General features: G+C 71.8%; 22 protein-coding genes and 1 pseudogene. 13 read left to right on the top strand and 10 right to left on the bottom strand.

What is annotated here, in order from left to right; translation table 11 throughout:
- Positions 1-6 precede the first annotated feature (6 nt).
- The 3 genes from ACFVS9_RS08185 to ACFVS9_RS08175 are packed head-to-tail and all read left to right on the top strand — an operon-like array spanning position 7 to position 3076.
- Positions 7-369: a hypothetical protein gene (locus ACFVS9_RS08185; RefSeq protein ID WP_383113710.1), complete on the top strand. Its 363-nt coding sequence runs from the start codon at positions 7-9 to the stop codon at positions 367-369.
- The gene (locus tag ACFVS9_RS08180; RefSeq protein WP_383113709.1) at positions 366-1856 is read left to right on the top strand and encodes a cation acetate symporter; all 1491 of its coding nucleotides are present in this window, start codon (positions 366-368) and stop codon (positions 1854-1856) included. The genes ACFVS9_RS08185 and ACFVS9_RS08180 overlap by 4 nt, the downstream gene beginning before the upstream one ends.
- Positions 1853-3076, top strand: a complete 1224-nt coding sequence (locus ACFVS9_RS08175; RefSeq protein ID WP_383113708.1) for a sensor histidine kinase — start codon at positions 1853-1855, stop codon at positions 3074-3076. Before ACFVS9_RS08180 ends, ACFVS9_RS08175 begins: the two co-directional genes overlap by 4 nt.
- An 18-nt stretch (positions 3077-3094) precedes the next feature.
- Here ACFVS9_RS08175 and ACFVS9_RS08170 read toward each other — a convergent pair whose 3' ends face one another.
- Positions 3095-3604, bottom strand: a complete 510-nt coding sequence (locus ACFVS9_RS08170; RefSeq protein ID WP_383113707.1) for a hypothetical protein — start codon at positions 3602-3604, stop codon at positions 3095-3097.
- Positions 3605-3715: 111 nt separating this feature from the next.
- On the opposite strand from ACFVS9_RS08170, the gene ACFVS9_RS08165 reads away from it, so the two are divergent.
- Positions 3716-3913, top strand: a complete 198-nt coding sequence (locus tag ACFVS9_RS08165; RefSeq protein WP_389930967.1) for a zf-HC2 domain-containing protein — start codon at positions 3716-3718, stop codon at positions 3911-3913.
- Here the strand turns inward: ACFVS9_RS08165 and ACFVS9_RS08160 are convergent.
- A complete protein-coding gene (locus ACFVS9_RS08160) occupies positions 3847-4416 on the bottom strand; it encodes a sigma-70 family RNA polymerase sigma factor (protein WP_383113705.1) in 570 nt (189 codons plus the stop codon). The genes ACFVS9_RS08165 and ACFVS9_RS08160 overlap by 67 nt on opposite strands.
- 1016 nt (positions 4417-5432) lie before the next feature.
- A complete protein-coding gene (locus ACFVS9_RS08155) occupies positions 5433-5894 on the bottom strand; it encodes a universal stress protein (RefSeq protein ID WP_383113704.1) in 462 nt (153 codons plus the stop codon).
- Positions 5895-6069: 175 nt separating this feature from the next.
- On the opposite strand from ACFVS9_RS08155, the gene ACFVS9_RS08150 reads away from it, so the two are divergent.
- On the top strand, positions 6070-6912 hold the full coding sequence (locus ACFVS9_RS08150) for a polysaccharide deacetylase family protein (RefSeq protein WP_389930965.1): 843 nt from the start codon (positions 6070-6072) through the stop codon (positions 6910-6912).
- 486 nt (positions 6913-7398) lie between these two features.
- Here the strand turns inward: ACFVS9_RS08150 and ACFVS9_RS08145 are convergent, their stop codons facing one another.
- Positions 7399-8061 carry a class F sortase gene (locus ACFVS9_RS08145; protein ID WP_389930964.1) on the bottom strand — a complete coding sequence of 221 codons (663 nt, stop codon included), beginning with the start codon at positions 8059-8061 and terminating at the stop codon, positions 7399-7401.
- A gap of 348 nt (positions 8062-8409) precedes the next feature.
- Between ACFVS9_RS08145 and ACFVS9_RS08140 the strand changes: the two genes are divergently transcribed.
- A complete protein-coding gene (locus tag ACFVS9_RS08140) occupies positions 8410-9057 on the top strand; it encodes a hypothetical protein (protein WP_383113753.1) in 648 nt (215 codons plus the stop codon).
- A 98-nt stretch (positions 9058-9155) separates the two neighbouring features.
- Here ACFVS9_RS08140 and ACFVS9_RS08135 read toward each other — a convergent pair whose 3' ends face one another.
- Together ACFVS9_RS08135 and ACFVS9_RS08130 are read right to left on the bottom strand one after the other, a co-directional pair.
- Complete coding sequence (locus ACFVS9_RS08135; RefSeq protein WP_389930962.1) at positions 9156-9683, bottom strand: hypothetical protein; 528 nt, start codon at positions 9681-9683, stop codon at positions 9156-9158.
- A gap of 186 nt (positions 9684-9869) precedes the next feature.
- Positions 9870-10637 carry a hypothetical protein gene (locus ACFVS9_RS08130; protein WP_383113700.1) on the bottom strand — a complete coding sequence of 256 codons (768 nt, stop codon included), beginning with the start codon at positions 10635-10637 and terminating at the stop codon, positions 9870-9872.
- Between the two features lie 1149 nt (positions 10638-11786).
- Here ACFVS9_RS08130 and ACFVS9_RS08125 point away from each other — a divergent pair.
- Both ACFVS9_RS08125 and ACFVS9_RS08120 read left to right on the top strand, forming a co-directional pair.
- Positions 11787-12605 carry an SAM-dependent methyltransferase gene (locus tag ACFVS9_RS08125; protein WP_383113699.1) on the top strand — a complete coding sequence of 273 codons (819 nt, stop codon included), beginning with the start codon at positions 11787-11789 and terminating at the stop codon, positions 12603-12605.
- The gene (locus tag ACFVS9_RS08120; RefSeq protein ID WP_383113698.1) at positions 12602-14776 is read left to right on the top strand and encodes a putative bifunctional diguanylate cyclase/phosphodiesterase; all 2175 of its coding nucleotides are present in this window, start codon (positions 12602-12604) and stop codon (positions 14774-14776) included. Before ACFVS9_RS08125 ends, ACFVS9_RS08120 begins: the two co-directional genes overlap by 4 nt.
- 3 nt (positions 14777-14779) lie before the next feature.
- On the opposite strand, the pseudogene ACFVS9_RS08115 reads toward ACFVS9_RS08120, so the two are convergent.
- Positions 14780-15661, bottom strand: a pseudogene (locus tag ACFVS9_RS08115) (LysR family transcriptional regulator); the annotation flags it as partial.
- 95 nt (positions 15662-15756) lie between these two features.
- Here ACFVS9_RS08115 and ACFVS9_RS08110 point away from each other — a divergent pair.
- The 3 genes from ACFVS9_RS08110 to ACFVS9_RS08100 are packed head-to-tail and all read left to right on the top strand — an operon-like array spanning position 15757 to position 19158.
- Positions 15757-16464 carry a succinate dehydrogenase gene (locus ACFVS9_RS08110; RefSeq protein ID WP_389930961.1) on the top strand — a complete coding sequence of 236 codons (708 nt, stop codon included), beginning with the start codon at positions 15757-15759 and terminating at the stop codon, positions 16462-16464.
- 1 nt (position 16465) lies between these two features.
- Positions 16466-18415 carry a fumarate reductase/succinate dehydrogenase flavoprotein subunit gene (locus ACFVS9_RS08105; RefSeq protein ID WP_383113695.1) on the top strand — a complete coding sequence of 650 codons (1950 nt, stop codon included), beginning with the start codon at positions 16466-16468 and terminating at the stop codon, positions 18413-18415.
- Positions 18412-19158, top strand: a complete 747-nt coding sequence (locus tag ACFVS9_RS08100) for a succinate dehydrogenase/fumarate reductase iron-sulfur subunit (RefSeq protein ID WP_389930959.1) — start codon at positions 18412-18414, stop codon at positions 19156-19158. The genes ACFVS9_RS08105 and ACFVS9_RS08100 overlap by 4 nt, the downstream gene beginning before the upstream one ends.
- A gap of 18 nt (positions 19159-19176) precedes the next feature.
- On the opposite strand, the gene ACFVS9_RS08095 is transcribed toward ACFVS9_RS08100, so the two are convergent.
- Together ACFVS9_RS08095 and ACFVS9_RS08090 are read right to left on the bottom strand one after the other, a co-directional pair.
- Positions 19177-21603 carry an ABC transporter gene (locus ACFVS9_RS08095; RefSeq protein ID WP_389930958.1) on the bottom strand — a complete coding sequence of 809 codons (2427 nt, stop codon included), beginning with the start codon at positions 21601-21603 and terminating at the stop codon, positions 19177-19179.
- A gap of 98 nt (positions 21604-21701) precedes the next feature.
- Positions 21702-21893, bottom strand: a complete 192-nt coding sequence (locus ACFVS9_RS08090; RefSeq protein WP_383113692.1) for a DUF6381 family protein — start codon at positions 21891-21893, stop codon at positions 21702-21704.
- Positions 21894-22106: 213 nt separating this feature from the next.
- On the opposite strand from ACFVS9_RS08090, the gene ACFVS9_RS08085 reads away from it, so the two are divergent.
- The gene (locus ACFVS9_RS08085; protein WP_383113691.1) at positions 22107-22433 is read left to right on the top strand and encodes a plasmid stabilization protein; all 327 of its coding nucleotides are present in this window, start codon (positions 22107-22109) and stop codon (positions 22431-22433) included.
- Positions 22434-22725: 292 nt separating this feature from the next.
- Here ACFVS9_RS08085 and ACFVS9_RS08080 read toward each other — a convergent pair whose 3' ends face one another.
- The gene (locus ACFVS9_RS08080) at positions 22726-22941 is read right to left on the bottom strand and encodes a dodecin (RefSeq protein WP_383113690.1); all 216 of its coding nucleotides are present in this window, start codon (positions 22939-22941) and stop codon (positions 22726-22728) included.
- 203 nt (positions 22942-23144) lie between these two features.
- On the opposite strand from ACFVS9_RS08080, the gene ACFVS9_RS08075 reads away from it, so the two are divergent.
- Positions 23145-24398 (top strand): extracellular solute-binding protein, encoded by a 1254-nt coding sequence (locus ACFVS9_RS08075; RefSeq protein WP_389930956.1) that lies wholly within the window; start codon positions 23145-23147, stop codon positions 24396-24398.
- The last annotated feature ends 425 nt before the right edge of the window (positions 24399-24823 follow it).

Below are 24823 nucleotides of genomic sequence, written 5' to 3'. Positions count from 1 at the left end.
GGGCCCATGCCCACAGAGAGCACGCCCCGGCGCGAGGTGGTCATGGGCGAGCCCCGGCGGGTGCGTCCGCTGCCCCGCTACCGCGCCCAGTCCGAGATCGACGAGCAGACCGCCCTCGGCGGCGCCTACGTCCGCTCGCTGATGCGCGGCCAGCTCCGCGCCGGACTCACCGTCTTCGCCGTGCTCGCCCTCGTCGCCGGCACCCTGCCCCTGGTCTTCGAGGCGCTGCACAGCAACGCCCTCGTCTGGGCGGTCCTCGGCTTCGCCACGTACCCGCCGCTCACCCTGGCCGCCTGGTGGTACGTGCGCCGGGCGGAGCGCAACGAGCGGGACTTCGCCAGACTCGTGGAAGGCCTCCCCGCACCGTGAGCGCACCCGGCCACCCGGCAGCGGTGGTGGCCGTCGCCCTCGTCGTCCTGGCCACCGTCCTCGTCGGCGGGTTCGGGCTGCGCATCTCCCGCACCACCTCCGACTTCTACGTCGCCTCGCGCACCGTGCGGCCGAGACTCAACGCCGCGGCGATCAGCGGCGAGTACCTCTCCGCCGCCTCCTTCCTCGGCATCGCCGGACTGGTGCTCGTGCACGGGCCCGACATGCTCTGGTACCCGGTCGGCTACACCGCCGGATACCTCGTGCTGCTGGTCTTCGTCGCGGCCCCGCTGCGCCGGTCCGGCGCGTACACGCTCCCCGACTTCGCCGAAGGCCGGCTCGAGTCGCGGCAGGTGCGCCGACTGGTCAGCGTGTTCGTCGTCGGCGCCGGCTGGGTCTACCTCGTGCCGCAGCTCCAGGGAGCCGGCCTGACCCTGAAGATCCTCACGGGCGCGCCCGGCTGGCTCGGTGACGTACTCGTCGCCTCCGTCGTCGTGGTGGCCGTCGCCGCGGGCGGGATGCGCTCGATCACCTTCGTCCAGGTGTTCCAGTACTGGCTGAAACTCACCGCCCTCCTGGTGCCCGCGATCTTCCTCGTGCTCGCCTGGCAGGGCGACGGGCGCCCCCGCGTCAGCTTCGAGGAGCAGATCTCCGTCTTCCGCGCCGACCATCCGCTCTACGCGACGTACGGACTGATCGTGGCCACCTTCCTCGGCACCATGGGGCTGCCGCACGTGGTGGTCCGCTTCTACACCAGCCCCAACGGCCGCGACGCCCGCCGCACCACCGTCGCCGTCCTCGCCCTGGTCGGACTCTTCTACCTGCTGCCCCCGGTGTACGGGGCCCTCGGCCGGCTGTACGCGCCCGAACTCATGCACGGTGAGGAGGCCGACGCCGCCGTGCTGCTGCTGCCCGCCCGGGTGATCGGCGGACTCGGCGGTGACCTCCTCGCGGCCCTCCTGGCGGGCGGGGCGTTCGCCGCGTTCCTGTCCACGGCGTCGGGGCTCACCATGGCCGTCGCCGGAGTCATCACCCAGGACGTCCTGCCCTCGCGGGGCGTACGGCACTTCCGGCTGGCCACCGTCCTGGCCATCGCCGTGCCGCTGGCCGGCTCGCTGGTGGTGAGCCGGGTGCCGGTGGCCGACGCCGTCGGGATGGCCTTCGCGGTCTCCGCGTCGTCCTTCTGCCCGCTGCTCGTCCTGGGCATCTGGTGGCGGCGGCTCACCCCGCCGGGCGCCATCGCGGGACTGCTGCTCGGCGGCGGGTCCGCGCTGCTGTCCGTCGCCATCACCGTCAGCGGCGCCGTACGCCCGCCGGGCTGGCCGCACGCCCTGCTGGCCTGGCCCGCCGTCTGGTCCGTACCGGTCGGCTTCCTCGCGATGATCCTGGTCTCGCTGGCCACCCCCGGACGGATACCGCCGGGCACCAACGCGGCCATGACCCGCTTCCACCTGCCCGAAGCGCTGACCTCGGGGCGCCCGCGGTGACCGGGGCGGGGATCGCCGTCATCACCGTGCTCGTGCTGCTGCTGTTCGGCACCGGCTTCCTCCTGGGCCGCACCGCCCGCCCCGTACGCGGCAGCGACGTCGGCACGCCCGTCGAGCACGCCACCTTCGAGACCCTGCACACGGCCTCCCTCGCGGCACCCCCGCTGCGCGCCGGACTCACCGAGGAGAGCGCCCGCAGATCGGCACGCGGGCTGCGCTCGCTGCTGGGCACCGACGCCCTGTGCCTCACCGACCGCGAGCGGGTACTGGTCTGGGACGGTGAGGGGGACCACCACGGCAAGGACGTGATGCACCAGGTCGAGGGGCTGCTCGCCAGCGGCAGGGACACCGCCTTCCACAGCGACTGCGGCGACCTGGACTGCCCGTTGCGCTGGGCCGTCGCCGTCCCCCTGACGGTGGACCACCGGGTGCTCGGCACCCTCGTCGCCTACGCCCCGCGTGAATCGGCGGTGCTGGCCAGGGCCGCCGGGGAGGTGGCCCGCTGGGTCTGCGTACAACTGGAACTCGCCGAGCTCGACCGGTCGCGCACACAGCTCATCGAGGCCGAGATCAAGGCGCTGAGGGCCCAGATCTCCCCCCACTTCATCTTCAACTCACTCGCCGCCATCGCCTCGTTCGTCAGGACCGATCCGGAGCGGGCACGTGAACTGCTGCTGGAGTTCGCCGACTTCACCCGCTACTCCTTCCGGCGGCACGGGGAGTTCACCACCCTGGCCGACGAACTCCACTCCATCGACCAGTACCTGGCGCTGGTACGCGCACGCTTCGGCGAGCGGCTGTCCGTCACACTCCAGGTCGCCCCCGAGGTGCTTCCCGTCTCCCTCCCGTTCCTCTGCCTCCAGCCCCTGGTCGAGAACGCCGTCAAGCACGGACTGGAGGGCGCCGTGACCCTCGCCCGGCCACGCGGAGCCGTCCGGGCGGGCGACGCGCCGATCCGGGTCACGATCAGCGCACTGGACGCGGGCGCCGAGGCCGAGGTCGTCATCGAGGACGACGGCACCGGGATGGAGCCGGAGCGCCTGCGCCAGATTCTGCGGGGCGAGGGCGGCGCCTCCACCGGCATCGGCCTGCTCAACGTGGACGAGCGGCTCCGGCAGGTGTACGGCGACGACTACGGCCTCGTCATCGAGACCGGTGTGGGAGCCGGCATGAAGATCACCCTGCGTTTCCCCAAGTACCGTGCGGGCGTGCACGGCTGACGGCCCGTCGAGGCCGAGTCAGTACAGGTGGACGGCCAGATGTCCCAGGGGCAGCCCCAGCTGCCAGGCCGGGGTCCACACCCGGACCTCGCCCTCTTCCTCGCCGTCCACCGGTTCCCAGGGCGCCGGGCCGAGCGCGTCGAGGTCCGCAGCCAGGAGTTCGGTCTCCTCCAGCCACCGCCAGGCGGCCCGCGCCAGCGCGAGATCGGGGCCCGGCAGCCCGGCCGGAGGGTACGGCCGCTCCAGCGCCTCCAGCCGTGCGCACACCCAGCCCCTCCACGTGGCGCCGTACGCCGTGAGCAGCCTCAGCTCGTCCACCCGCGCCACGGGAAGGTCCTCCGCGACCGCCCCGTCGGAGAGGAAGATCGTCAGCGCGAGGGCGTCGCGCCCCGCCCGGTACTCCAGGGTCGCCGGTTCCATCAGGTCGCCGGTCGCCAGCACTTCGTCGGCGAGGTACTCGGAGTACATCCAGGCCATCGGGACCGGCAGTCCGCCCCCGCCGGTCCCCTCGTGATGTTCGGGACGCATCCCGTCTCGCCTCTTTCGTCGACTCGGCACCGGGCTACACGCAGCATTGAACCGGGGGCACGCGCCCCGCGTGGGCAGAAGGGCAGGATCCGTCGGGAGATTCGAGGTGCGATGACCGCCGACCACGGCGACGGCCCGCATGTGCGGCAGCTGCTGGGAGCCTATGTGCTCGACGCCCTGGACGACGACGAGAGCGCGCCGGTGGCACGGCACCTCCAGCGGTGCGGGACGTGTGCGGCCGCCTACGTCGAGGTCGCGGAGGCGGTGTCCCTGCTCGCCCTGCTGGACGTGGAGGACCTGCTGGAGTAGCCGGGGAGGTTGCGGCTGAGCAGGCGCAGCGCGTAGTACGAGCGGGACTTGACGGTGCCCGAGGGGATGCCGAGGGCCTGCGCGGTCTCACCCACGCTGAGCCCCCGGAAGTAGATCTGCACGAGCACCGCGCGGTGCTCCGGGCTGAGCGTGCTCACGGCCTCGCGTACGTCGAGGGCGTGCACCGCCGCGTCCGCGGTGTCGCCCTGGGCGGGGGCGCCCTCCAGGACCGCGTCGCTGACCTCCGCCGGCCTGGCCTGACGGGCCCGCCGGGCGTCGATCGCGAGCCGGCGGGCGACGGTGAAGAGCCACGGGCGCATCGAGTCGTAGGGGGCGTCGAACGCCTCCGGGTGCTGCCACGCGCGTACCAGGGTCTCCTGCAGCAGGTCCTCGGCCCGCTGCCGGTCGCCGAACGTCAGCCCCAGAAGGAAGTGGAACAGCGCGGGCCCGTGTTCCCGCTGGAGCTCCGCGAGGGCCCGCTCATCGGTTGTCGCAGTGGTCATCGTGAACGTCCTTTCCCGAAGAGGCCCCTGACGCCTCGCTCCCGCCTGGCGAATACGAACGCATCGGGGCGTGGGAGAACAGCCGGTGCACCGAGATGTGCGCCGAGCGGTCGCACGGAGCGGCGAGTGGTGCGGTGAACGGTCGGTGGGCGGCGATACGGCCGGTTCGGGCAGTCCGGTGCCTTTGTCCTTGACTCGCAGGTTTCGGCGTACGTGGAGGTGAATGGCCGAAATCATGTGAACCGGAAGCCGTGCGGACGGTGAAGGACACCCCACGGGGCGAAGTGATCACCGTCGCGGGTCTGCCGGCCACCACGACGGCCTGTTCCGGCCGACGGCCCCCGACGTCCGGCTTCGCCGGGCGGCACCTGCCCGCCGGGTGGGGCGCGGACGGGCTGGGTGCCGGGGGAGCGGCGGGGGCGCACGGCTTCACGCTGCCGGCCTCGGACGCCGTCCAGCCGCACTCATCGGTCGTCGGCCGAGCCCGCCGCCGGAACAGGCGAAAAGGGCTACGGCGTCCGCCCGGCGCTCAACGGCGCTGCCCCCGCGGTCTCCACGGCGGATCCGGCCATCCGGGCCCTGGGGCCGTGCCGGTCCAGGGCGGTGGCCGCCGCGCGTGCCACCCGGGCCTTCAGGGATTCGCCCGAGGTGGCGGCCGCGCCGCGTGCCACCGGTCACGGCTCCGGCGGCTTCGGGCGGCGCGCGGAATCCGGGCGGCGTCGGGTCGTCACGAGGGCGGGTTCCGTCCCGCCGCGGTTGCGACGCGAGGCGGGGCGCGTCGTCGTCCCGGGCTCCGGGGCCTCGTCCCGGCCGGGCGGCCGGAGACCGGCCGGACGAGGTGCGTGAACGGATACGGACCGGGACGAGGTGCGTGAACGGATGCGGACCGGGACGAGGTGCGTGAACGGATACGGAGTCCGGTCTTCAGCCGTGGTGCGGCCGAGGACGGCCTCGTGGCCGGAAAGCGCTGACGGCCGGCCGACGGTGCGTCACCGGCCGGCGTACCCCGAGGGGCATCACGGCACGACGGTCACCGGCCAGCGTCCGGCCTTCACCAGCCGGACCGCGACGGAGCCGATGAAGCGGTGCCCGGCGGACTCCGACGCCCCCACGATCACGGCGTCCGCCTTCAGCTCGTCGGCCGCCGTCACGAGCCCGTTGTACGGATCCCCGTGGAAGGTGTGGAACTCCCAGCGGACGTTCCATATGTCCTTGAGGCGTTCGGTCGAGTCCCTGATCTCGTTCACCAGCCCCTCGGCGACCTCTCCTGTCGCCTCGGCGACCGGGGCTCCCAGGGCGGCGCCGGCCGGCATCACCGGCTGGACGTAGACGAGGGCGAGCATCGCGTTCTGCCGGCGGGCGAGGCCCGCCGCGTACGCCGCGGCCCGCATCGAGGACTGGGACCCGTCGATGCCCGCGACGATCACCTTGGGACCGTCCGTGCCGCGCTCGAACCGGTGTTGTTGCTGGTCTGTCACGGCCCCGAGGGTAGTCGCTCGGGTGATCCGCTCCCCGGGCGCCTCCGCTCCGCTTCCGCGGCCGGCGGGACCTCCCCGCCGTATGCCGCCCACGCACTCCATCCATCGGGTGCAAAACATCTCATATCCGGTGTCGTCGGCGGGCGTGGGCCTTGCTCCGTGCGAGCAGTTGGTCATGAAGCATGATCAGATTCCTGCGGAACGACGTACCTTCCTGCGCCTCGCCCTCGCGCTGGGGGCCGCCGCCGCGGTGCACATGATCGCGGCGGATCCGGCCGGTACACCCGTACGCCCCGGCGGCGAGCCGGCTCCCGCCGCCGGGCCTCCCTCGGCGGCACGGACGGGCCCCGGTGCCTACCGGTTGCGCCCCATGACCTCGGAGACACCGCCCCGCTTCCAGCCCGCCGCGCCCCCCGTACGCACCCGCCCGTTCGAGCAGCTGCCCGAGCTGGGGCGCGATGCCATGGTGCTCAGCTTCGACGACGGCCCGGACCCGCGGTACACCCCCGACATCCTCGCCACGCTGCGCAGGTACGACGTCCGGGCGATGTTCTTCGTCTGCGGCGAGATGGCGGCCGACAACCGCGACCTGCTCCGTGCCATCGCCGACGACGGGCACGTGATCGGCAACCACTCCTGGTCGCACCCGCTGATCCCCAAGCTCTCCCGGGGCGGGATCCGTGACGAACTGGGCAGTACCAGCGACGTGATCGAGAAGACGCTGGGCGTGCCGCCCCTCTGGTACCGGGCCCCGTACGGCGCCTGGAACCGCAACTCCTTCGAGATCGGTGCGGCCATGGGCATGGAGCCGATGGCCTGGACCGTGGACTCGCTGGACTGGACCACGCCGGGCACCGACACCATCGTCCGCCGGGTGAAGAAGGGAGCGGCGCCGGGGGTCGTGGTGCTGTCGCACGACGCGGGCGGGAACCGGTCCCAGAGCGTGGCCGCCCTGCGCCGGTATCTGCCCGCGCTCATCGAGAAGGGCTACCGTCCGACCGTCCCGCGCCGCGCCTGACGGGCACCCCGGGAGCGTGCCGCGCCGCGTCTGACGGGCACCCCGGGTGCGTGCCGCGCCGCGTCTGACGGGCACCCCGGGTGCGTGCCGCGCCGCGCCGGAGGGGCCCCGGGTGCGTGCCGCGCCGGGCCGGGCCGCGTCGGACGGGCGTCCTGGGGCCCGCACACTTTCTGATGGGTGTTCCGGGTTCTGCGCCGCGTCGGATGCGGCTCCCTGGGGCCCGCACTTTTCTGACGGGCGTTCCGAGCCCCGCGCCGCGCCTGACGGGCGCCCTGCGTCCCGCGCCGGGCCGCGTCGGACGGGCGTCCCGGGGCCCGCTCCTTTCTGACGGGCGTTGCGATCCCCGCGCCGGGCCTGACGGGCACCCTGCGCCCCGCGCCGCGCCGCGTCGGAAGCGGCTCCCTGGGGCCCGCACCTTCCGACCGGCGTCCCGGGCCCCGCCCCGTCAGGACGCCGGGCCCGTGAGGGGGAGGAGGCCCGCCCCCGTCATCGTGTCTCGACCAGCCGGGCGAAGACCACCACGTTCCCGTCGTAACCGGCGGCCTTCGTGTATCCGCCGCCGCAGGTGATGACCCGGAGTTCCGCGTCACCGGTGTCGCCGTAGACCCGGGCTCCGGGGAAGTCGTCCTTGGCGAAGACCTCGACGCCGTAGACCTCGAACACCACCACCCTGCCGTCGAAGCGCTCCACCTCGATCTGTTGGCCCTTGCCGAGGGAGCCCAGGCCGTAGAAGACCGCGGGACCGGCGAGGTTGTCGACGTGACCGACCATCACGGACGTCCCCCGCTGGCCCGGGGCGATGCCGTTCTGGTACCAGCCGGCGAGGTTCGGGTCCTGGGCGGGCGGTGCCTCGATCCAGCCGGCGGGGTCCAGGTCCACGTCGACGACGGGTGCGTCGACCTCGATCGACGGAATCCGGATGCGCGCGGCGGGGGCGTACGCCAGCGGCTGGACGAGATCGCCGTCGAGAGGGGCGGACACCGTGGTGTCCCGGGGGCCGGCCACCGAGGCCGCGGCCGCCGGCTGCGGGGGCCCGGGGGACGTCTCCACGCCGTTGCGCATGAGAGCGAGTCCGGTGAGCATCACCAGGGCGATCGCGCCCCAGGGTGTACGTCTGGTCCGCTCGGCGCCCCACTGGTCCCGGCCCATGGTTCTCCCTTCGTCGCGACAGGGTCACGCTAGGCGCGGGTCCGCCCGGCGGCGATCAGGGAAGGGCGAACGGGTGGCGGCCGACCGGGCCCCGGCTTCGGCCGCGTTCTCTTCGGAGTAATGAGCGGATAAAAGTTCTGACGGTCCGTGACCTGCGACTCCGTCAGACTCCTGACCTGGCTCGCGGCGTGTCGGCTCACCGGGGTGGAGCAGTGTCGAAGTGCGATATGTGCGGTGACTGGTGAGGGTTCGTCATGGGATGCGTTCTCGTCGACTGATCCCGGAGAACAAGACTCCGGGGCGCTTCCCGCTGGAGGTTCAACGATGCGTGCTTCACGCGCTCTCGCGGTGACCGCGACCGCATTCGCGGCGGTCGGGCTGGCTGCCCCGCTGGCCGCCGCCGGCGGCGGCCCGGGCAGCAACCCGAACAACTTCCCGACCAATGTCACCGTCAACCCGTCCTCGGTCTTCCAGGGCGCCACGATGCAGGTCAGGGCGGAGGGCTGCGGCCGCTCCGGCGGTCGGGTGTGGTCGAACGCGTTCCCGACGGTGAACCTCTCGCCGGGCCGGGTCGGCTTCGCGACGGCGCGCATCCGGGACAACGCGACGCCGGGTCGCTACACCCTCTTCGTGCGGTGCAACGACAGTGACAACAACTTCGGGGGCGACAACGGAGGCGACGGCGGCCGCGACGGCGGCCGCGGCGGTGACGGCAACCAGTTCGGCAACGGCGGCCAGGGTGGCGACGGTGGCCGTGGCCCCGACGACGGCGGCCGGGGCGGCGAGGGCGGTGACGGCGGCCGGGGCGGTGACGGCGACCGGGTCGCGACGGCCCGCTTCACCGTGCTGCCGGCACGCGGCGCGCAGGGCGGCCTCGGAGGCTCGATGGGCCCCAGCTCCGTCGAGACGCAGGTCGGCGGCGGCCTCGTCGCGGCGGCGGCCGTCGGCGGTGCGGTGTTCCTCGTGCGTCGCCGGACGAGCAATGCGGCGAGCTGACACGTCCCGCCTCCTGCCCGGCCCGATACGCCCGTCGCCCCGAGTCCTGGAACCAGGACCCGGGGCGACTGTCGTGCGTCCGCGCGCGGTACGGGGCGTCAGTGCTGACGGCCGGTGCGGCGGCGCCTGCGCAGCACGTGGAAGGTGCCGGCCGAGGCGACCGCGACCAGCGCGGCACCGGCGGCGATCTCCGTGGAATCCACGGTGCCGACGCTTCCGCCGAGCCCGCCCAGCACGCCGTTGGGGATCGCGGTGGAACTCGTGGTGGGGGAGGTGGTGGCGGGACTCGTGATGGTCAGGTTCGCGGTCCGCGTGGCGGTGCCGCAGCGGAAGGTCACCTCGTAGACCGCCCCCCGCTTGGCGCCCTGGTCGACCGTGGCCGTGGCCGACTTCCCGCTCGGGATGGTGGTGGTGTCGAACACCCCCGAGAACGCGGTCGCGTCACTGGCGCACCCCACGGCGCCGAGGGTGACCCGGCCCCCCGGCGCGACCGTCGAAGGAGTGATCGTCGGCGTGAAGGAGGTGGGCGTGCCGCCGGCGGGTACGCCGGCCGATGCGGCCGGTGCTGTCAAGAGGCAGGCGGCGGCGCCCAGCAGGGCGACGGGTGCGACACGTATCGCGCGCATGGTGAATCCTCCGGGTCCCGAGGCGCAGTCGCGGAACCGGTTTCCGCGGGGCGTGGGAGATACGCCTCGATGCCCGAAACGGTAGAAGCGCCGCATACCACCCGCGATCGGTGTCCGGCGAATGGGGCAGCCTTGTCCCCCGCCCGGCGCACCGGCCGGGGGACCCGCAGGGGTGGCCGCGCGCGTCTATTTCCCCGTGGCGTGCGGGAACAGATCGATGAACGGGGCGGTCGTCGCGGAGATGCCCCGGCCGAAGGGGGCGTCGAAATCCCAGATCAGGAAGAGCAGGAACGCGATCAGGACGCTGAAGAGGCCCGCCAGCAGCAGTTCGCGGAAGGTTCTGCGGATCTGGAGCGTGAAGATCAGCCCCACCGTGACCACGGCCCCCGTGATCAGGCCGAACCAGACGACACCCGGCATCGTCGCGCCCGCGTTCTGCCCCCGGGCCCCCCGTGCGTCGTCGACGGCCGCCACCTGGTCCACCAGCGGCTGGTACGCCTGCCCTTCGAGGTCCGTGCGCGGCTCGTACATCGTCACGTCGGCACGCACCCGGTCGAGCAGGCGCGTCCCTTCGTCCGTGAGGCTCTCGTGCTTCGTCATCCATTTCCACTCGTCGCCGACCACATGGGCCACGTACGCGTCGACGTCGGCGCGGATACGGTCACGTACCTCGGCCGGGTAGACGGCCGACCGCGCGCTCACCTCGTGCAGCGCCTGCGCCTCGAGGCGTACGGACTCCTGGGCGGCGCTCCGGCCCTCCCACACGCCCGCGATGGCCAGGCCGAGCACGATCGCGTAGACCACGCCGATCATCATCGTCATGTACTCGATGACGTCGGGTGTCTCGGACGGATCGTCGTCCTCGGCGACGCGGCGGTTGCTGAGGATGGCGGTCGTGAGGACGACGGCACAGGCCGCCGCCATCGCAATGGTCAGAACAAGCCATTCCGACATGTGTTCCCCTCTTCGGTCAGCGGGACGAGCGGGGCCGCAGCACGGCCACGGCGAAAACGGCGGGCGCGGTGATCAGAAGGGTGAGCGAGACGAGCGAGGTCCCGGAGCGGGGTGCCTTGCGGGGTGGCTTGCGGTAGGAGGGAAGCGCGACGGGCGTCGGGGCCGGTGGCGTGGGGTGCGCGGTGGTCCTGACCGGCCTGGGCGGTGCGGGTTCCGGCGGCGCGGGTTCCGGCTTCGGCGCGGGGGCGCGGGACGGAGGGGGCGGCGGCGGGGGCGGCTGCACACGTGGCGGGGGAGGAGGTGGCGGTGGTGGCGGGGGTGGCGGCGGTGTCGGTGGAGGTGGCGGGGGAGGCGGTGGCGTGGGCTCCGGCTCGGGTTCGGTGATGACCGCCCCGCACCGTCCCTCGCCCGCCACGGCGACGGACGAGCCGCCGTCGCCCTGCCCGATGGAGGCGACCGCGCAGTCGTCACCGGCCGCCGGCAACGGGACGGCGAGCAGCAGGAGCAGAGTGGCGGCTGTCAGCCGCCATATGCGTGATCCGTACACGCCGGGGAGCATGTTCCCCGCAGCCCCGTGACACGCGGGGCGAGGCGCTGATTCGCCTGATGGAGGGGACATTCGGCAATTCGCGTTTGCGCGCGTCCCGGCGTTTTTCCGGCACGGGAAGTCCCCCGCCGGCCGGTGAAGTCGCCGTACACGGGGGAGCGCCTCAAGAAGTGGCCGGCCCTCGGTCCGGGGTGCCGAAGAATGACGCCGGAGGTGTCCTGGTGAAGTGAGGTGTCACCCTCGGAGAACCGCACGGCATGCGCCGACGGCCGCCCGGATACCCGCTTCCGTACGTCCCTTCCGGAGGCACCGGACCAGGCGAGGCCAACGACCGGCCGACCGGCGGCACATCGTACGCGGCACCACCCGGAACACCGCCGCCCGGATCCCCAAGTGGCCCCGGAAAGAACCCCGGTGGTGCCTTTCCGTCGCCGGAGGTGCACACGCAGCGACGGGGCGGCCGCACTTGCCTGCGGTGTGTGACCAATAACGGATCTCTAATTTCCGTTTCCACTCGCTCTCCTGGCGGTCGATCAGTAGCCTCTGGTCAACACTGACCATGAACATGGCCGGATCGCCGTGGCGACTTGTTGGAGACATCGATGGAGCGTCCCGCCTGGGCACCGCAGGGCATTGACATCTCGGTGCCGAGCGTGTCTCGAATGTACGACTTCTATCTGGGCGGTTCGCACAATTTCGAGGTGGACAGGGAAGCGGCCCGCAAGGCCATGGAGTTCATGCCGGGCCTGCCCAAGGTGATGCAGGCCAATCGCGCCTTTATGCGGCGGGCCGTGCACTACGCCACCACTTCGGGAGTCAATCAGTTCCTGGACATCGGATCCGGCATACCGACCTTCGGCAATGTCCACGAAGTCGCCCAGGCCGCCGACCCCGAGGCCCGGATCGCCTACGTCGACCACGACTCGGTCGCGGTCGCCCACAGCCAGGCGGTGCTCCAGGGCAACGAGCGGGCCGTCATCGCCGCCGCCGACCTGCGCAAGCCCCGGGACATCCTGGAGAACCCGGAGATCAACGGCCTCCTCGACCTGGACAGGCCGGTGGCGCTGCTCCTGGTCGCGGTGCTCCACTTCATCGAGGACACCGACGACCCGTACCGGGCGGTCGCCGAACTGCGCGACGCCCTCGCTCCCGGCAGCCTGCTGGTCCTGACCCACGCCTCCTACGAGGGCATCCCGCTCACCCAGGAGGAGGCGGGCGGTACGGTCGGCGTCTACCGCACCATCCGCAATCCGCTGATCATGCGTTCGCGCACCGAGATCGGCCGCTTCTTCGAGGGGTACGAGATGGTCGAGCCCGGGCTCGTCTCCATGCCCGAATGGCGTCCCGAGTCCCCCGAGACGGTCGCGCAGGAAGACCCGTTCGCCTTCTCGGGCTTCGCCGGGGTGGGGCGCAAGGCGTGAGCATCCCCGCCCAGTCGTCCGGCGCACCGGACGCGGAACCCGACGGCCCTGAAGGCCGGCTCCGGAGATTCGCCACCATCTGGAGCCGGGCGATCTTCCCCTCCACGGCCACTTCCCTGACCCGCCCGGAGTTCGAGGAGCACCTGCTGCCGCTCGCCCGGGAACTCAGCGACATCCTCCACACACGGATCTTCGACGCGACCCCCGCACACCGCGTCGGGGCCGGGCTGGTCGCCGCGCACTGCACGGACCCCGACGCCCTGAGCTCCACACTCGGCGTCGTCGACTCCTACCTGGTCCTCTACTGCGGTGGCAACGGGCCGGTGGAGCTGTCCACCGAGGACAGCAGGGCCCGCTGCGCGCGCATCCAGCACGCGCTGGCCGGCGGGTTCACCCAGGCACTGCGCGAGCGGACGCTCGCCGAGCAGGAGGCGATAGCCCGGTCCGCGCTCACGGCCCGCTCGAACGCAGAACAGGCCCTGCACGCCACCGAGGCACGCTTCCGCGCCGTGTTCAAGGACGCCGCCATCGGGATCGGCATCGCCGACCTCGAAGGCAACATCCTGGAGATCAACGACACCCTCACCCGGATGTTCGGAGGCCTGGAGCACCACGTCCGCAGCCACAAGGTGAACGAGTGGGTGCACCCCGAGGACTCGCCCCACGTGTGGAAGTACTACGACGAGCTGGTGCGTGGGGAGCGCGAGCACTACAGCGTGGAGAAGCCGTACTACCGCAACGACGGCACCGTCCTGTGGACCAACCTCACGGTGTCGCTGCTGCGGGACACCGAGGGGCGGCCGGAGTACCAGCTCGCCCTGATGGAGGACACCACCGAGCGGCGGCTGCTCAATCTGCGGCTGCGCTACGAGGCCACCCACGACGCGCTCACCGGCCTGCCCAACCGGACGCTGTTCTTCGAGCGGCTGGAGAAGGCACTCGCGCCCAGGGAAGGCATGCGCTTCGGGCTCTGCTACCTCGACCTGGACGGCTTCAAGGCGATCAACGACAGCCTGGGGCACGCGGCGGGGGACCGGCTCCTGGTCGAGGTCGCCGACCGGCTGCAGAGCTGTGCGACCGCCCCCGGCGAGATGGTCGCGCGGCTCGGTGGCGACGAGTTCGTGGCCCTCACGACCGGACCGCGTACCCAGGACGAGGTCCACGAGCTGGCCGGCCGCATCCTGTCGGCGCTCGCCACGCCTGTACGTCTGGACGGCCGGGAGCTGACGGTACGCGGATCCGTCGGCGTGGTGGAGGGGCCGTCGGGTGAGCGCACCGGCGCCGAGGTGCTGCGCAGCGCGGACATCACGATGTACCGGGCCAAGGCGGCGGGAGGCAACCGCTTCGCGCTCGCCGACGCCGAGGCCGACGCCCGCGCCATCACCCGCCACGGACTGACCACGGCACTGCCCACGGCGCTGGACCGCGGGGAGTTCTTCATCGAGTACCAGCCGCTGGTGCACCTCGGGGACGGCAGCGTGCACGGTGCCGAGGCCCTGGTGCGCTGGTGCCATCCGCAGCACGGGGTGCTCGGCCCGGACCGGTTCATCCCTCTCGCCGAGCACACCGGGCTGATCGTGCCGCTCGGCCGCTGGGTCCTGGAGGAGTCGGTCCGGCAGGCGAACTTCTGGCAGGAACGTCACACCGACGGCGGGCCCCTGCGGATCAACGTCAACCTCTCCCCGACGCAGCTGCACCACCCCAGCCTGGTCGCCGAGATCGTCGACGTGCTGGAACGCTCCGGTCTGGAGGCCGGAGCCCTCTGCCTGGAGGTCACCGAGTCCGCACTGATCGGCGCGGACGACGATCTGCTCAAGCCGCTGCGCCAGTTGGCGGAGATGGGCGTCGACATCGCGCTGGACGACTTCGGCACCGGCTACTCGAATCTCGCGAACCTGCGGCGGCTGCCGGTGAGCGTGCTCAAGCTGGATCGTTCCTTCACCCAGGGCATGCAGCACCACCCGGCGGACCCGGTCGACCTGAAGATCGTCGAGGGGATCGTCTCCCTGGCCCACAGCCTGGACCTCGCGGTCACGGTGGAGGGTGTGGAGACCGGCGCCCAGGCCGAGCAGCTGCGACAGCTCGGCTGCGACACCGCCCAGGGCTGGTACTACGCGCGTCCGGGCGCGCCCGACCGCATCCACTCGCTGCTGCTGGCGGACGCGGTGTGACGGCCCCGCCCCCAGCAGCATCCGCTGCAGCTCGCGCGCCGCACGCGGCGGTTCCACGTCGCTGCGGTGGGCGAGCGCGATGGTGCGCCGCAGGCCGGGCGAGGCCAGCGCCGTCGTGCGGAGGTCCTGGCCGGCCCGCACCGCGACCATGCGGGGCACGACGGCGATGCCCAGGCCCGCGCGTACGAAGCCGAGCACGGCGTCCATCTCGCCGCCCTCCACCGTGAACGACGGCTCGAAGCCCTCGGCCCGGCAGGCGGCGACGGTCAGCTCCCGCAGGTCGTAGCCGTGGCGGAACATCACCAGCGGTTCGTTCTCCAGGTCGGCGACGCTCACGGAGCCCTTCCGCCCCGGCGCGGGACGGGACGTGGACGACACCACCACCAGGTCCTCGTGCAGCAGCTCCACCGTGGTCAGCGCCGGTGAGGCGGCGGGCAGCGGCAGCACGAGCAGCGCGAGGTCGAGGGCGCCGCGCGCCAGCTGCCGTACGAGGTCGTGGGAGCCGCCCTCCTCGATCAGGAGCCGGATCCCGGGGTGTGCGCCGTGGAAGGCGCGCAGCACGTCCGGAAGCAGGCCGGTGCAGATGCTCGGGGTGGCGCCGAGCCTGACCCGCCCCCGGCGCAGCTGTACCAGCTCCTGCACCTCGAGCCGCGCGGTGTCCGCGTCCGCGAGGATCCTGCGGGCGAGCGGCAGCAGTGCCTCACCCGCGTCGGTCAGTGCGATGTTGCCGCGTGCGCGGCTGAACAGCTCGGCGCCCAGTTCGTTCTCCAGCGCCTTGATCTGCTGGGAGAGGGAGGGCTGGGACACATGGACCTCCTCGGCGGCCCGGGTGAAGTGCCGGGCCTCCGCGACGGCCACGAAGTAGGCGAGCTGCTGGAAGTGCATACCGCGACGATAGCGAACTCCATAGCCTCTGCCTATGGACATGAGTCGTTTCATGTCTTGGACTGATGGTGCCCTTCGGCTCTAGCGTCGTGTCCATGGCATTGGCAACGCGGACGGACCGACGGCCGTCCATGACGCGTACGCTCTGGGACTCGTCCGTCGGCAAGAAGACGATCATGGCTGTGAGCGGCCTGATCATGCTCGGTTACCTGGTGGTCCACATGCTGGGCAACCTGAAGATCTTCTTCGGACCGGACGAGTTCAACCACTACGCGCACTGGCTCCGCACCCTCGGCGAGCCCTTCCTGCACTACGAGTGGGCCCTGTGGATCGTCCGCGTCGTGCTGGTCGCGGCCGTCGTCCTGCACGCCGTCTCCGCGTACCAGCTGAGCCGCCGCGACCTCAGGGCGCGCCCCACGGCGTACGTCCACAGGAAGGCGCGGTCCAGCTACGCCACGCGCACCATGCGCTACGGCGGGATCATCCTCGCGCTGTTCATCGTCTGGCACATCCTGGACCTGACGACGGGCACCGTGCACAGCGGGGGATTCCAGCGCGGACACCCGTACCAGAACGTGCTCGACACCTTCTCCACCTGGTACGGCAACGTGATCTACATCGTCGCCGTGCTCGCCGTGGGCCTGCACGTCCAGCACGGCTTCTGGAGCGCGGCGCAGACCCTCGGCGTGGGCAGCGCGGCGCGCGACCGGGTCCTGAAGACCCTTGCCAACGTCCTCGCAGTGGTGCTGACGGCCGGCTTCGTCTCCGTACCCGTCGCCGTGATGACCGGAGTGGTGAGCTGACATGAACGACTACACGGACTACCGCACCGGCGAGCCGGTCACCGACGCGAAGGCGCCCTCGGGCCCCGTCGCCGAGCGCTGGGACACCCGCCGCTTCGAGGCGAAGCTCGTCAACCCGGCCAACCGCCGCAAGCACACCGTCATCGTCGTCGGCACCGGCCTGGCCGGCGGCTCGGCCGGCGCGACCCTCGCCGAACAGGGCTACCACGTCGTCCAGTTCTGCTTCCAGGACTCGCCGAGGCGCGCCCACTCCGTCGCCGCGCAGGGCGGGATCAACGCCGCGAAGAACTACCGCAACGACGGTGACTCGGTGCACCGGCTCTTCTACGACACCGTCAAGGGCGGCGACTTCCGCGCCCGCGAGTCCAACGTCCACCGCCTCGCCGAGATCTCCGTGGAGATCATCGACCAGTGCGTCGCCCAGGGCGTGCCCTTCGCCCGGGAGTACGGCGGTCTCCTCGACAACCGTTCCTTCGGCGGAGTCCAGGTCTCCCGCACCTTCTACGCCCGCGGCCAGACGGGCCAGCAGCTCCTCCTCGGCGCCTACCAGGCGCTCTCCCGCCAGATCGCCGCGGGCAACGTCGAGCTCCACTCCCGCACCGAGATGCTCGACCTGATCGTGGTCGACGGCAAGGCCCGCGGCATCGTGGCCCGCGACCTCGTCACCGGGAGGACCGACACCTACTTCGCCGACGCCGTGGTCCTGGCCAGCGGGGGCTACGGGAACGTCTTCTACCTCTCGACGAACGCCATGAACTCCAACGCCACCGCGATCTGGCGTGCCCACCGCCGCGGCGCGTACTTCGCGAACCCCTGCTTCACACAGATCCACCCCACCTGCATCCCGCGCACCGGCGACCACCAGTCCAAGCTGACGCTGATGAGCGAGTCGCTGCGCAACGACGGACGCATCTGGGTACCGAAGGCCAAGGGCGACGACCGCCCCGCGAACCGGATCCCCGAGGACGAGCGGGACTACTACCTGGAGCGCGTCTACCCCGCGTTCGGCAACCTCGTGCCCCGTGACATCGCCTCCCGCGCGGCGAAGAACGTCTGCGACGAGGGCCGCGGCGTGGGGCCCGGCGGCCAGGGCGTCTACCTCGACTTCGCCGAGGCCATCGCCCGGATGGGCCGTGAGAAGGTCGAGGAGAAGTACGGCAACCTCTTCGACATGTACGCCCGCATCACCGCGGAGGACCCGTACGAGACCCCCATGCGGATCTATCCCGCCGTGCACTACACGATGGGCGGCCTCTGGGTCGACTACGACCTCCAGACCACCATCCCCGGCCTGTTCGCCATCGGGGAGGCCAACTTCTCCGACCACGGAGCCAACCGCCTCGGCGCCTCCGCGCTGATGCAGGGCCTCGCCGACGGCTACTTCGTGCTGCCGTCGACCATCAACGACTACCTGGCCCGCAACCCGCACGCCGAGGACGTCGACGCCGGCCACCCGGCGGTCACCGAGGCCGTCGCCGAGACCGAGGACAGGCTCAACCTCCTGCTCGCGGTCGACGGCGACCGCACCCCGGACTCCTTCCACCGCGAGATCGGCGAACTCATGTGGGAGTTCTGCGGGATGGCCCGCACCGAGGAGGGACTGCGCAAGGCCCTTGGCCGGATCCCGCAGATCCGCGAGGAGTTCTGGCGCCGCATCAAGGTGCCCGGCACCGGCGAGCAGTTCAACCAGTCGCTGGAGAAGGCCAACCGCGTCGTCGACTACCTGGAGCTCGCCGAGCTCATGTGCCTCGACGCCCTGCACCGCGCCGAATCCTGCGGCGGCCACTTCCGTGAGGAGTCGCAGACCCCGGACGGCGAAGCCGCCCGCCGGGACGAGGAGTTCTCCTACGCCGCGGCCTGGGAGTTCAGCGCCACCGGCGAAGCCCCCGTCCTGCACAAGGAAGACCTCGTCTTCGAGTACGTCCACCCCACCCAGCGGAGCTACGCATGAAGCTCACCCTGCGCGTCTGGCGCCAGCAGAACGCCGAGACGCCCGGCGCCATGGCCACCTACCAGGTCGACGGCATCTCGGAGGACATGTCGTTCCTCGAAATGCTCGACACCCTCAACGAGGAGCTCATCCTCGGCGGGGACGAACCCGTCGCCTTCGACCACGACTGCCGCGAAGGCATCTGCGGCGCGTGCAGCCTCGTCATCAACGGCGACGCCCACGGCCCGGAGCGCACCACGACCTGCCAGCTCCACATGCGGTCCTTCGACGACGGCGACACGATCGACGTCGAACCGTGGCGTGCCTCGGCCTTCCCGGTCGTCAAGGACCTCGTCGTCGACCGCTCCTCCTTCGACCGCATCATCCAGGCCGGCGGCTACATCTCGGCCCCCACCGGCACGGCGCCCGACGCCCACGCCACGCCGGTCCCCAAGCCGGACGCCGACTCGGCCTTCGAGCACGCCGAGTGCATCGGCTGCGGCGCCTGCGTCGCCGCCTGCCCGAACGGCTCGGCGATGCTCTTCACCTCCGCCAAGGTCAACCACCTCAACGTGCTCCCGCAGGGAGCGCCCGAGCGGGAGACCCGCGTGCTCGACATGGTCGCCACCATGGACGCCGAGGGCTTCGGCGGCTGCACCCTCACCGGGGAGTGCGCCACCGCCTGCCCCAAGGGCATCCCGCTCCCGTCGATCACGGCCATGAACAAGGAGTGGCTGCGCGCCAACCGCAAGGTGCGCCGCTGACCCCGGCGCCCCGGGGAGTCAGTCCGTCCGCAGCGCCTTCGCCAGGTACGCGGCCGTACGGCTCCCCGTCGCGCGGGCGACCTCCCGCGGCGTGCCGGCCGCGACGATCCGACCACCCCGGTCACCGCCGCCCGGCCCCAGGTCGATCACCCGGTCCGCCCCCGCCACCACCGCCATGTCGTGCTCGACGACCACCACCGTGTTTCCCGCGTCCACCAGGCCGTGCAACTGCCGCATCAGCACCTCCACATCGGCCGGATGCAGACCCGTCGTCGGCTCGTCCAGCAGATAGAGGGTGTGCCCCCGCCGGGCACGCTGGAGCTCTGTCGCGAGCTTGATCCGCTGCGCCTCGCCGCCCGACAGCTCCGTCGCCGGCTGGCCCAGCCGCAGATAGCCGAGCCCGACGTCGAGCAGCGCCCGCAGACTGCGCTCGGCCGCCGGGGTCCCCGCGAGGAACCCGGCCGCCGCCTCCACCGTCAGGTCCAGGACCTCGGCGATGGTGAGGCCGAGGTAGGTGACCTCCAGCGTCCGCGGGTTGTAGCGCGCGCCGTGACAGTCCGGGCAGGGAGCGTACGTACTGGGCAGGAAGAGCAGCTCCACCGAGACGAACCCCTCGCCCTGGCAGGTCTCGCACCGCCCGCCCGCCACATTGAACGAGAACCGCCCCGCCCGGTACTTCCGGGCCCGCGCGGTCTCCGTCTCCGCGAACAGCTTCCGTACGACGTCGAACAGCCCCGTGTACGTCGCCAGGTTGGACCGGGGAGTGCGCCCGATGGGCCGCTGGTCGACCTGCACGAGCCGGTCCACCGCCTCCAGGCCCTCCGCCGACGCGCAGCCCCGCACCACCGGCGCGACGGGATCCTCCGCCGCCTCCGAGGGCCGCCGGTCGGCGAGCACACCTGCCAGGACCTGGCCCACGAGCGTCGACTTGCCCGACCCCGACACACCCGTGACCGCCGTCAGCACACCGAGCGGGAACGCGGCGTCGACACCGCGCACGTTGTGCAGGTCCACCCCGCGCAGCGTGATCCACCCGGAGGGGGAGCGCGGCTCGCGGACGGGCGCCGGATCCTCGTCGAAGAGGAACCGCCGGGTCGCGGACCCGGCCACCCCGGCGAGGCCGGCCGGTGGCCCGCTGTGCAGGACCCGGCCCCCGTGCTCGCCGGCCAGCGGCCCCACGTCCACCAGCCAGTCGGCCTGCCGCACCACATCCATCTGGTGCTCCACCACGAACACGGAGTTCCCGGCCCGCTTCAGCCTGCCGAGGACCCCGAGCAGGGACTCCGTGTCGGCGGGATGGAGGCCCGCCGACGGTTCGTCCAGCACGTAGACCACACCGAACAGCCCCGACCGGAGCTGTGTGGCGAGCCTCAGCCGTTGCAGTTCGCCCGAGGACAGGCTCGGGGCCGTACGGTCGAGGCTGAGATAGCCGAGACCCAGCTCGGTGACCGGCTCGATCCTGGCCAGCAGGTCGGCCGTGAGCACCCGCGCCGTGTCGCTCCCACCGCCCGCCTCCAGCAGCACCTCGGTGAGACGGGTGAGGGGCAGCGCCACGAGGTCGGCGATCGTACGGCCGGCGAAGGTCACCGCCAGCGCCTCCCGCCGCAGCCTGCTGCCCCCGCACACCGGACACGGATCGCTCGTCAGGAAGCGTTCCGCCCGGGCCCGCAGCGCCCGGCTCCTGGAATCGGCGAAGGTGTGCATCACATGGCGTCGCGCGCTCATGTACGTACCCTGGTAAGGGCGTTGGATACGACCCGCGTCGCGCACCGGATGGACCGTCACCACCGGCTGCTCGTCGGTGAACAGGATCCACTCACGGTCCGCGGGCTCCAGCTCGCGCCACGGCCGGTCGACGTCGTACCCGAGGGCGTCCAGCACGTCGCGCAGGTTCTTGCCCTGCCAGGCACCGGGCCAGGCCGCGATCGCGCCCTCCCGGATCGACAACGAGGGGTCGGGCACGAGCAGTTCCTCGGTGGTGCGGTGGATCAGCCCGAGGCCGTGGCACTCGGGGCACGCTCCCGCGGCCGTGTTCGGCGAGAAGGAGTCGGAGTCGAGCCGTTCGGCACCGGGCGGATAGTCACCGGCACGGGAGAAGAGCATGCGGAGCGAGTTGGACAGCGTGGTGACCGTGCCCACCGAGGAGCGTGACCCGGGCGCCGACCGGCGCTGCTCCAGTGACACGGCGGGTGGCAGGCCGGTGATCTCACCGACATTCGGCGCCCCGACCTGATGGATCAGCCGGCGGGCGTAGGGGGCCACGGACTCGAAGTACCGGCGCTGGGCCTCCGCGTAGACCGTGCCGAACGCCAGGGACGACTTGCCCGAACCGGAGACGCCGGTGAAGACCGTGAGGGTGTCGCGCGGGATGTCGACGTCCACGTCGCGGAGGTTGTGCTCGCGCGCACCGCGCACCCGGACGTACGGATCATGGGGGGTGGACATCGGCGGTGCGGCTCCGTGGGGATCGGCGGGGCGGGCATGTTCCTGCCGGTGATCCTCCCGCACGGGTGAGGACCACCGGCAGCTCGGGGGTGCCGGTCCTACACCATCGGGTCCATGCCCCGGTCGTTCATGGAGCTCTCCTTCTCGCTCTGCTCCCGCAGGCGACGGGCCTTGTCCTGGAGCCGCTGCCGCTGTTCCGGATCGCTGGCGCGGTCCGCGGCCTCGTTCAGTTCCTGTGCCTTGGCACGCAGCTGCTGGGCGCGGCCGCCGGACTCACCTGCAACGCTCATGATCACTCCTGGATCTGTGGGGTGCGGGACCTACCCAGCGAATCAGCGCAGGGGCCGGCCTGCATCTCGAACGGCTACGCTCCGCGACTCCGTGCCCCGGGGTCCGTGCGCCGTGCCCCGTTCGGCCCTCCTGTCCGGCGTGCTCCGGGGTGAAGGTGTGGGGTGGTGGGTGCGGCGGAGCGCCACCGCCGCCCGACGGTGAGGAGACGCGCCATGCCCGCAGGATCCAGCTCCAAGCGTGAACGGCAGTACGAGCACATCAAGGAGGGTGCCGAGAAGCGCGGCACCTCCACGGGGCGTGCGAAGGAGATCGCGGCGCGCACGGTCAACAAGGAGCGGGCCCGTTCGGGAGAGTCCAGGAGTGCGAGCCCCGCGTCGCTGCGGGACCCCGAGTCGTCCTCCGAGCGCGGCGGCCGGCGCTCCCACAGCGGGGCGCAGGGTCCGACGAAGGACCAGCTGTACGAGGAGGCGAAGAAGCGCGCTGTCGAGGGCCGCTCCTCGATGACCAAGGAGCAGCTGCGCAAGGCCCTCGGACGCTGACGCCCCGGGCCCGGGGCGACCGGACCAGGTGACGTGGCACCCGGGCGCGGGCGCGGGCGCGGGCCCGTCGGGCCTGTCCCACGTCCGTCGGGCCGGTCCTGCGTGGGTCCGGGCGGTTGAACGTGGGTCCGGCAGGCGTCGTGTCGGTCCGGCAGGCCTCGCGTCGGTCCGGGCGGTCACACGTCCGCCGGGCCGCCGTACGTCACCAGGACGCTCGGACCGCTGCGTGAGGTGCGTGAGGTGCGCACCCGGAGGGGGTGCGTCGCCGTTCCCGCCGTGCCGGGGGAGCCGGTCAGCCGTCCTCGTCGAGGCGGAAGCCGACCTTGAGGCCCACCTGGTAGTGGGCGATACGGCCGTTCTCGATGTGGCCCCGGACCTGCGTCATCTCGAACCAGTCGAGATTGTGCAAAGTTTCGGAGGCTCTCGCGACGCCGTTCCGGATCGCCGCGTCAAGGCCCTCCTCGGAGGTTCCTACGATCTCGGTGACCCGGTAGGTGTGATTAGACATCAAATGTCTCCTTTCCGTCGTTCCACGGTGCCTCACTCCGGGTCGGAGCGCGAGGTATCCGTGTGGCGGTCCACGGCGAAGGGGGCTTGACCTGCTCATTGGTCCATACCAAACTCCGGTCCATACGCCCGTGCGAGCGCCGCCCGCAGTCCCCCCACCCGGGTCCTGTCATTCGTCGTGCCGTTTCGCAGAAGGTGACCCTCGTGAAGATCCGCATACTGGCCGGAGCCGTCGCGCTCGTTTCCTCCGTCGCGCTGAGCGGCTGCGGCTACCTTCCCGGCGCGGGTGCCGAGAGCAGCACGGTGACGGTGTGGCTGATGAAGGGCAGCGCCTCGCAGGGCTTCCTCGACCGCTTCAAGGAGTCCTACGAGGCCGAGCACCCCTCGGTCGAACTGGAGTTCGTCCTCCAGGAGTGGGGCGGCATCGGCCCCAAGGTACTGAAGGCCCTCAAGGGCGACGACGCGCCGGACGTCATCGAGGTCGGAAACACCCAGGTCGCCCAGTACGCGGAGAGCGGTGAACTCCGCGACCTCACCCTCGAATCGCTGCGGGACCTGGGGGGCGAGGACTGGCTGCCGGGACTCGCCGAGCCGGGCAAGGTGAACGGCGGGCAGTACGGAATCCCCTGGTACGCCGCCAACCGCGTCGTCATCTACAACAAGGACCTCTTCGCGGAGGCCGGGATCACCGAACTGCCCAGGACGCGCGACGAGTGGGTGGACATCAGCGAGAAGCTGAACACCGGCGACCAGCAGGGCCTCTACCTCGCCGGGCAGAACTGGTACGTGCTCGCCGGTTTCATCTGGGACGAGGGCGGCGAGCTGGCCGATGACGGTGGCGGCGAGTGGCAGGGCGCGCTCGACTCGCCCGAGGCGCTGCGGGGGATGGACTTCTACGCGAAGATCCAGGCCTTCGGCAGTGGCCCCAAGGACGCCGACGAGCAGTCGCCCCCGGAGACCGACGTGTTCGCGGGGGGCAAGGTCGCCCAGATCATCTCCGTGCCCGGCAGCGCGGCCCTCATCGAGCAGCAGAACCCCGAACTCAAGGGGAAGCTCGGCTACTTCCCCATCCCGGGCAAGACCGCGAAGAAGCCGGGCGCCGTGTTCACCGGAGGCTCCGACCTGATCGTGCCGGAGGGCGCCGACCAGCGCAGCGAGGGCATCGAGGTGGTCAAGGCCCTCGCTGGGAAGAGGTGGCAGACCGAACTCGCCCGGGCCATGAGCTACGTGCCCAACAAGCCTTCCCTGGCGAGTGTCGTCGAAGGCCAGGAGGGGACCTCCGCGATGGCGCAGGGCGCCACCGAGGGCCGCGCCACCCCCAACTCGCCCTACTGGGCGGCCGTCGAGGCGGACAACCCGATCAAGCCGTACATGACAGCGGTGCTCCAGGGCGGCGACCCGGCGGAAGAGGCGAAGAAGGCCTCCGACCGCATCACGTCGAAACTGATCAACGGCTGAACGGGCCCGGGGAGAACGAGCTGATCGCCGCCGGCTGAACGGACCTTGTAAGCGGCCGGACTGATCACCGGTTGGACGGTGCCGTGGAGGTCGGGCCGGTCGCCGGCCGTGTGGCGTTGTGAGGGTCGGGGCCCGATCATCGGCTGGGCCGCCAGGAGTGTTCCGGCTGATGACCGGTTGTGCCGCGTCCGGAGGGTCCAGCCGGGATCACCGGCTCCATGGCTCCGGGAGGGTCGGGGGCCGTTCGACTGCCGGGCCGCCCGGTGGGTCCGGGCCGGTCACCGATCGGGTGGCCTCTGGGGGTCGGAGCCGGTCGTCGGCTGTGTGGCAGGCCGGGAAAGACGGAGCTGATCACCTGCCGGGCCGCCCCGAGGGTCCGGGCCGGGCGGTGTCCGGGAGGCCGGAGCCGATCGTCGGCCGTGTGC

It is taken from the genome of Streptomyces sp. NPDC058008 (assembly GCF_042886395.1).
In the GTDB taxonomy this organism is placed as follows: domain Bacteria; phylum Actinomycetota; class Actinomycetes; order Streptomycetales; family Streptomycetaceae; genus Streptomyces.
Note: the sequence above shows the minus strand (reverse complement) of the source record. Positions and strands in the feature narration are given on the sequence as shown.

Coding starts and splice junctions, on each gene's coding strand:
- ACFVS9_RS08185 (WP_383113710.1), top strand. CDS start 7: ATGCCCACAGAGAGCACGCCCCGGCGCGAGGTGGTCATGGGCGAGCCC.
- ACFVS9_RS08170 (WP_383113707.1), bottom strand. CDS start 3,604: ATGCGTCCCGAACATCACGAGGGGACCGGCGGGGGCGGACTGCCGGTC.
- ACFVS9_RS08165 (WP_389930967.1), top strand. CDS start 3,716: ATGACCGCCGACCACGGCGACGGCCCGCATGTGCGGCAGCTGCTGGGA.
- ACFVS9_RS08160 (WP_383113705.1), bottom strand. CDS start 4,416: ATGACCACTGCGACAACCGATGAGCGGGCCCTCGCGGAGCTCCAGCGG.
- ACFVS9_RS08150 (WP_389930965.1), top strand. CDS start 6,070: ATGAAGCATGATCAGATTCCTGCGGAACGACGTACCTTCCTGCGCCTC.
- ACFVS9_RS08145 (WP_389930964.1), bottom strand. CDS start 8,061: ATGGGCCGGGACCAGTGGGGCGCCGAGCGGACCAGACGTACACCCTGG.
- ACFVS9_RS08135 (WP_389930962.1), bottom strand. CDS start 9,683: ATGCGCGCGATACGTGTCGCACCCGTCGCCCTGCTGGGCGCCGCCGCC.
- ACFVS9_RS08130 (WP_383113700.1), bottom strand. CDS start 10,637: ATGTCGGAATGGCTTGTTCTGACCATTGCGATGGCGGCGGCCTGTGCC.
- ACFVS9_RS08125 (WP_383113699.1), top strand. CDS start 11,787: ATGGAGCGTCCCGCCTGGGCACCGCAGGGCATTGACATCTCGGTGCCG.
- ACFVS9_RS08110 (WP_389930961.1), top strand. CDS start 15,757: ATGGCATTGGCAACGCGGACGGACCGACGGCCGTCCATGACGCGTACG.
- ACFVS9_RS08105 (WP_383113695.1), top strand. CDS start 16,466: ATGAACGACTACACGGACTACCGCACCGGCGAGCCGGTCACCGACGCG.
- ACFVS9_RS08100 (WP_389930959.1), top strand. CDS start 18,412: ATGAAGCTCACCCTGCGCGTCTGGCGCCAGCAGAACGCCGAGACGCCC.
- ACFVS9_RS08095 (WP_389930958.1), bottom strand. CDS start 21,603: ATGTCCACCCCCCATGATCCGTACGTCCGGGTGCGCGGTGCGCGCGAG.
- ACFVS9_RS08090 (WP_383113692.1), bottom strand. CDS start 21,893: ATGAGCGTTGCAGGTGAGTCCGGCGGCCGCGCCCAGCAGCTGCGTGCC.
- ACFVS9_RS08085 (WP_383113691.1), top strand. CDS start 22,107: ATGCCCGCAGGATCCAGCTCCAAGCGTGAACGGCAGTACGAGCACATC.
- ACFVS9_RS08080 (WP_383113690.1), bottom strand. CDS start 22,941: ATGTCTAATCACACCTACCGGGTCACCGAGATCGTAGGAACCTCCGAG.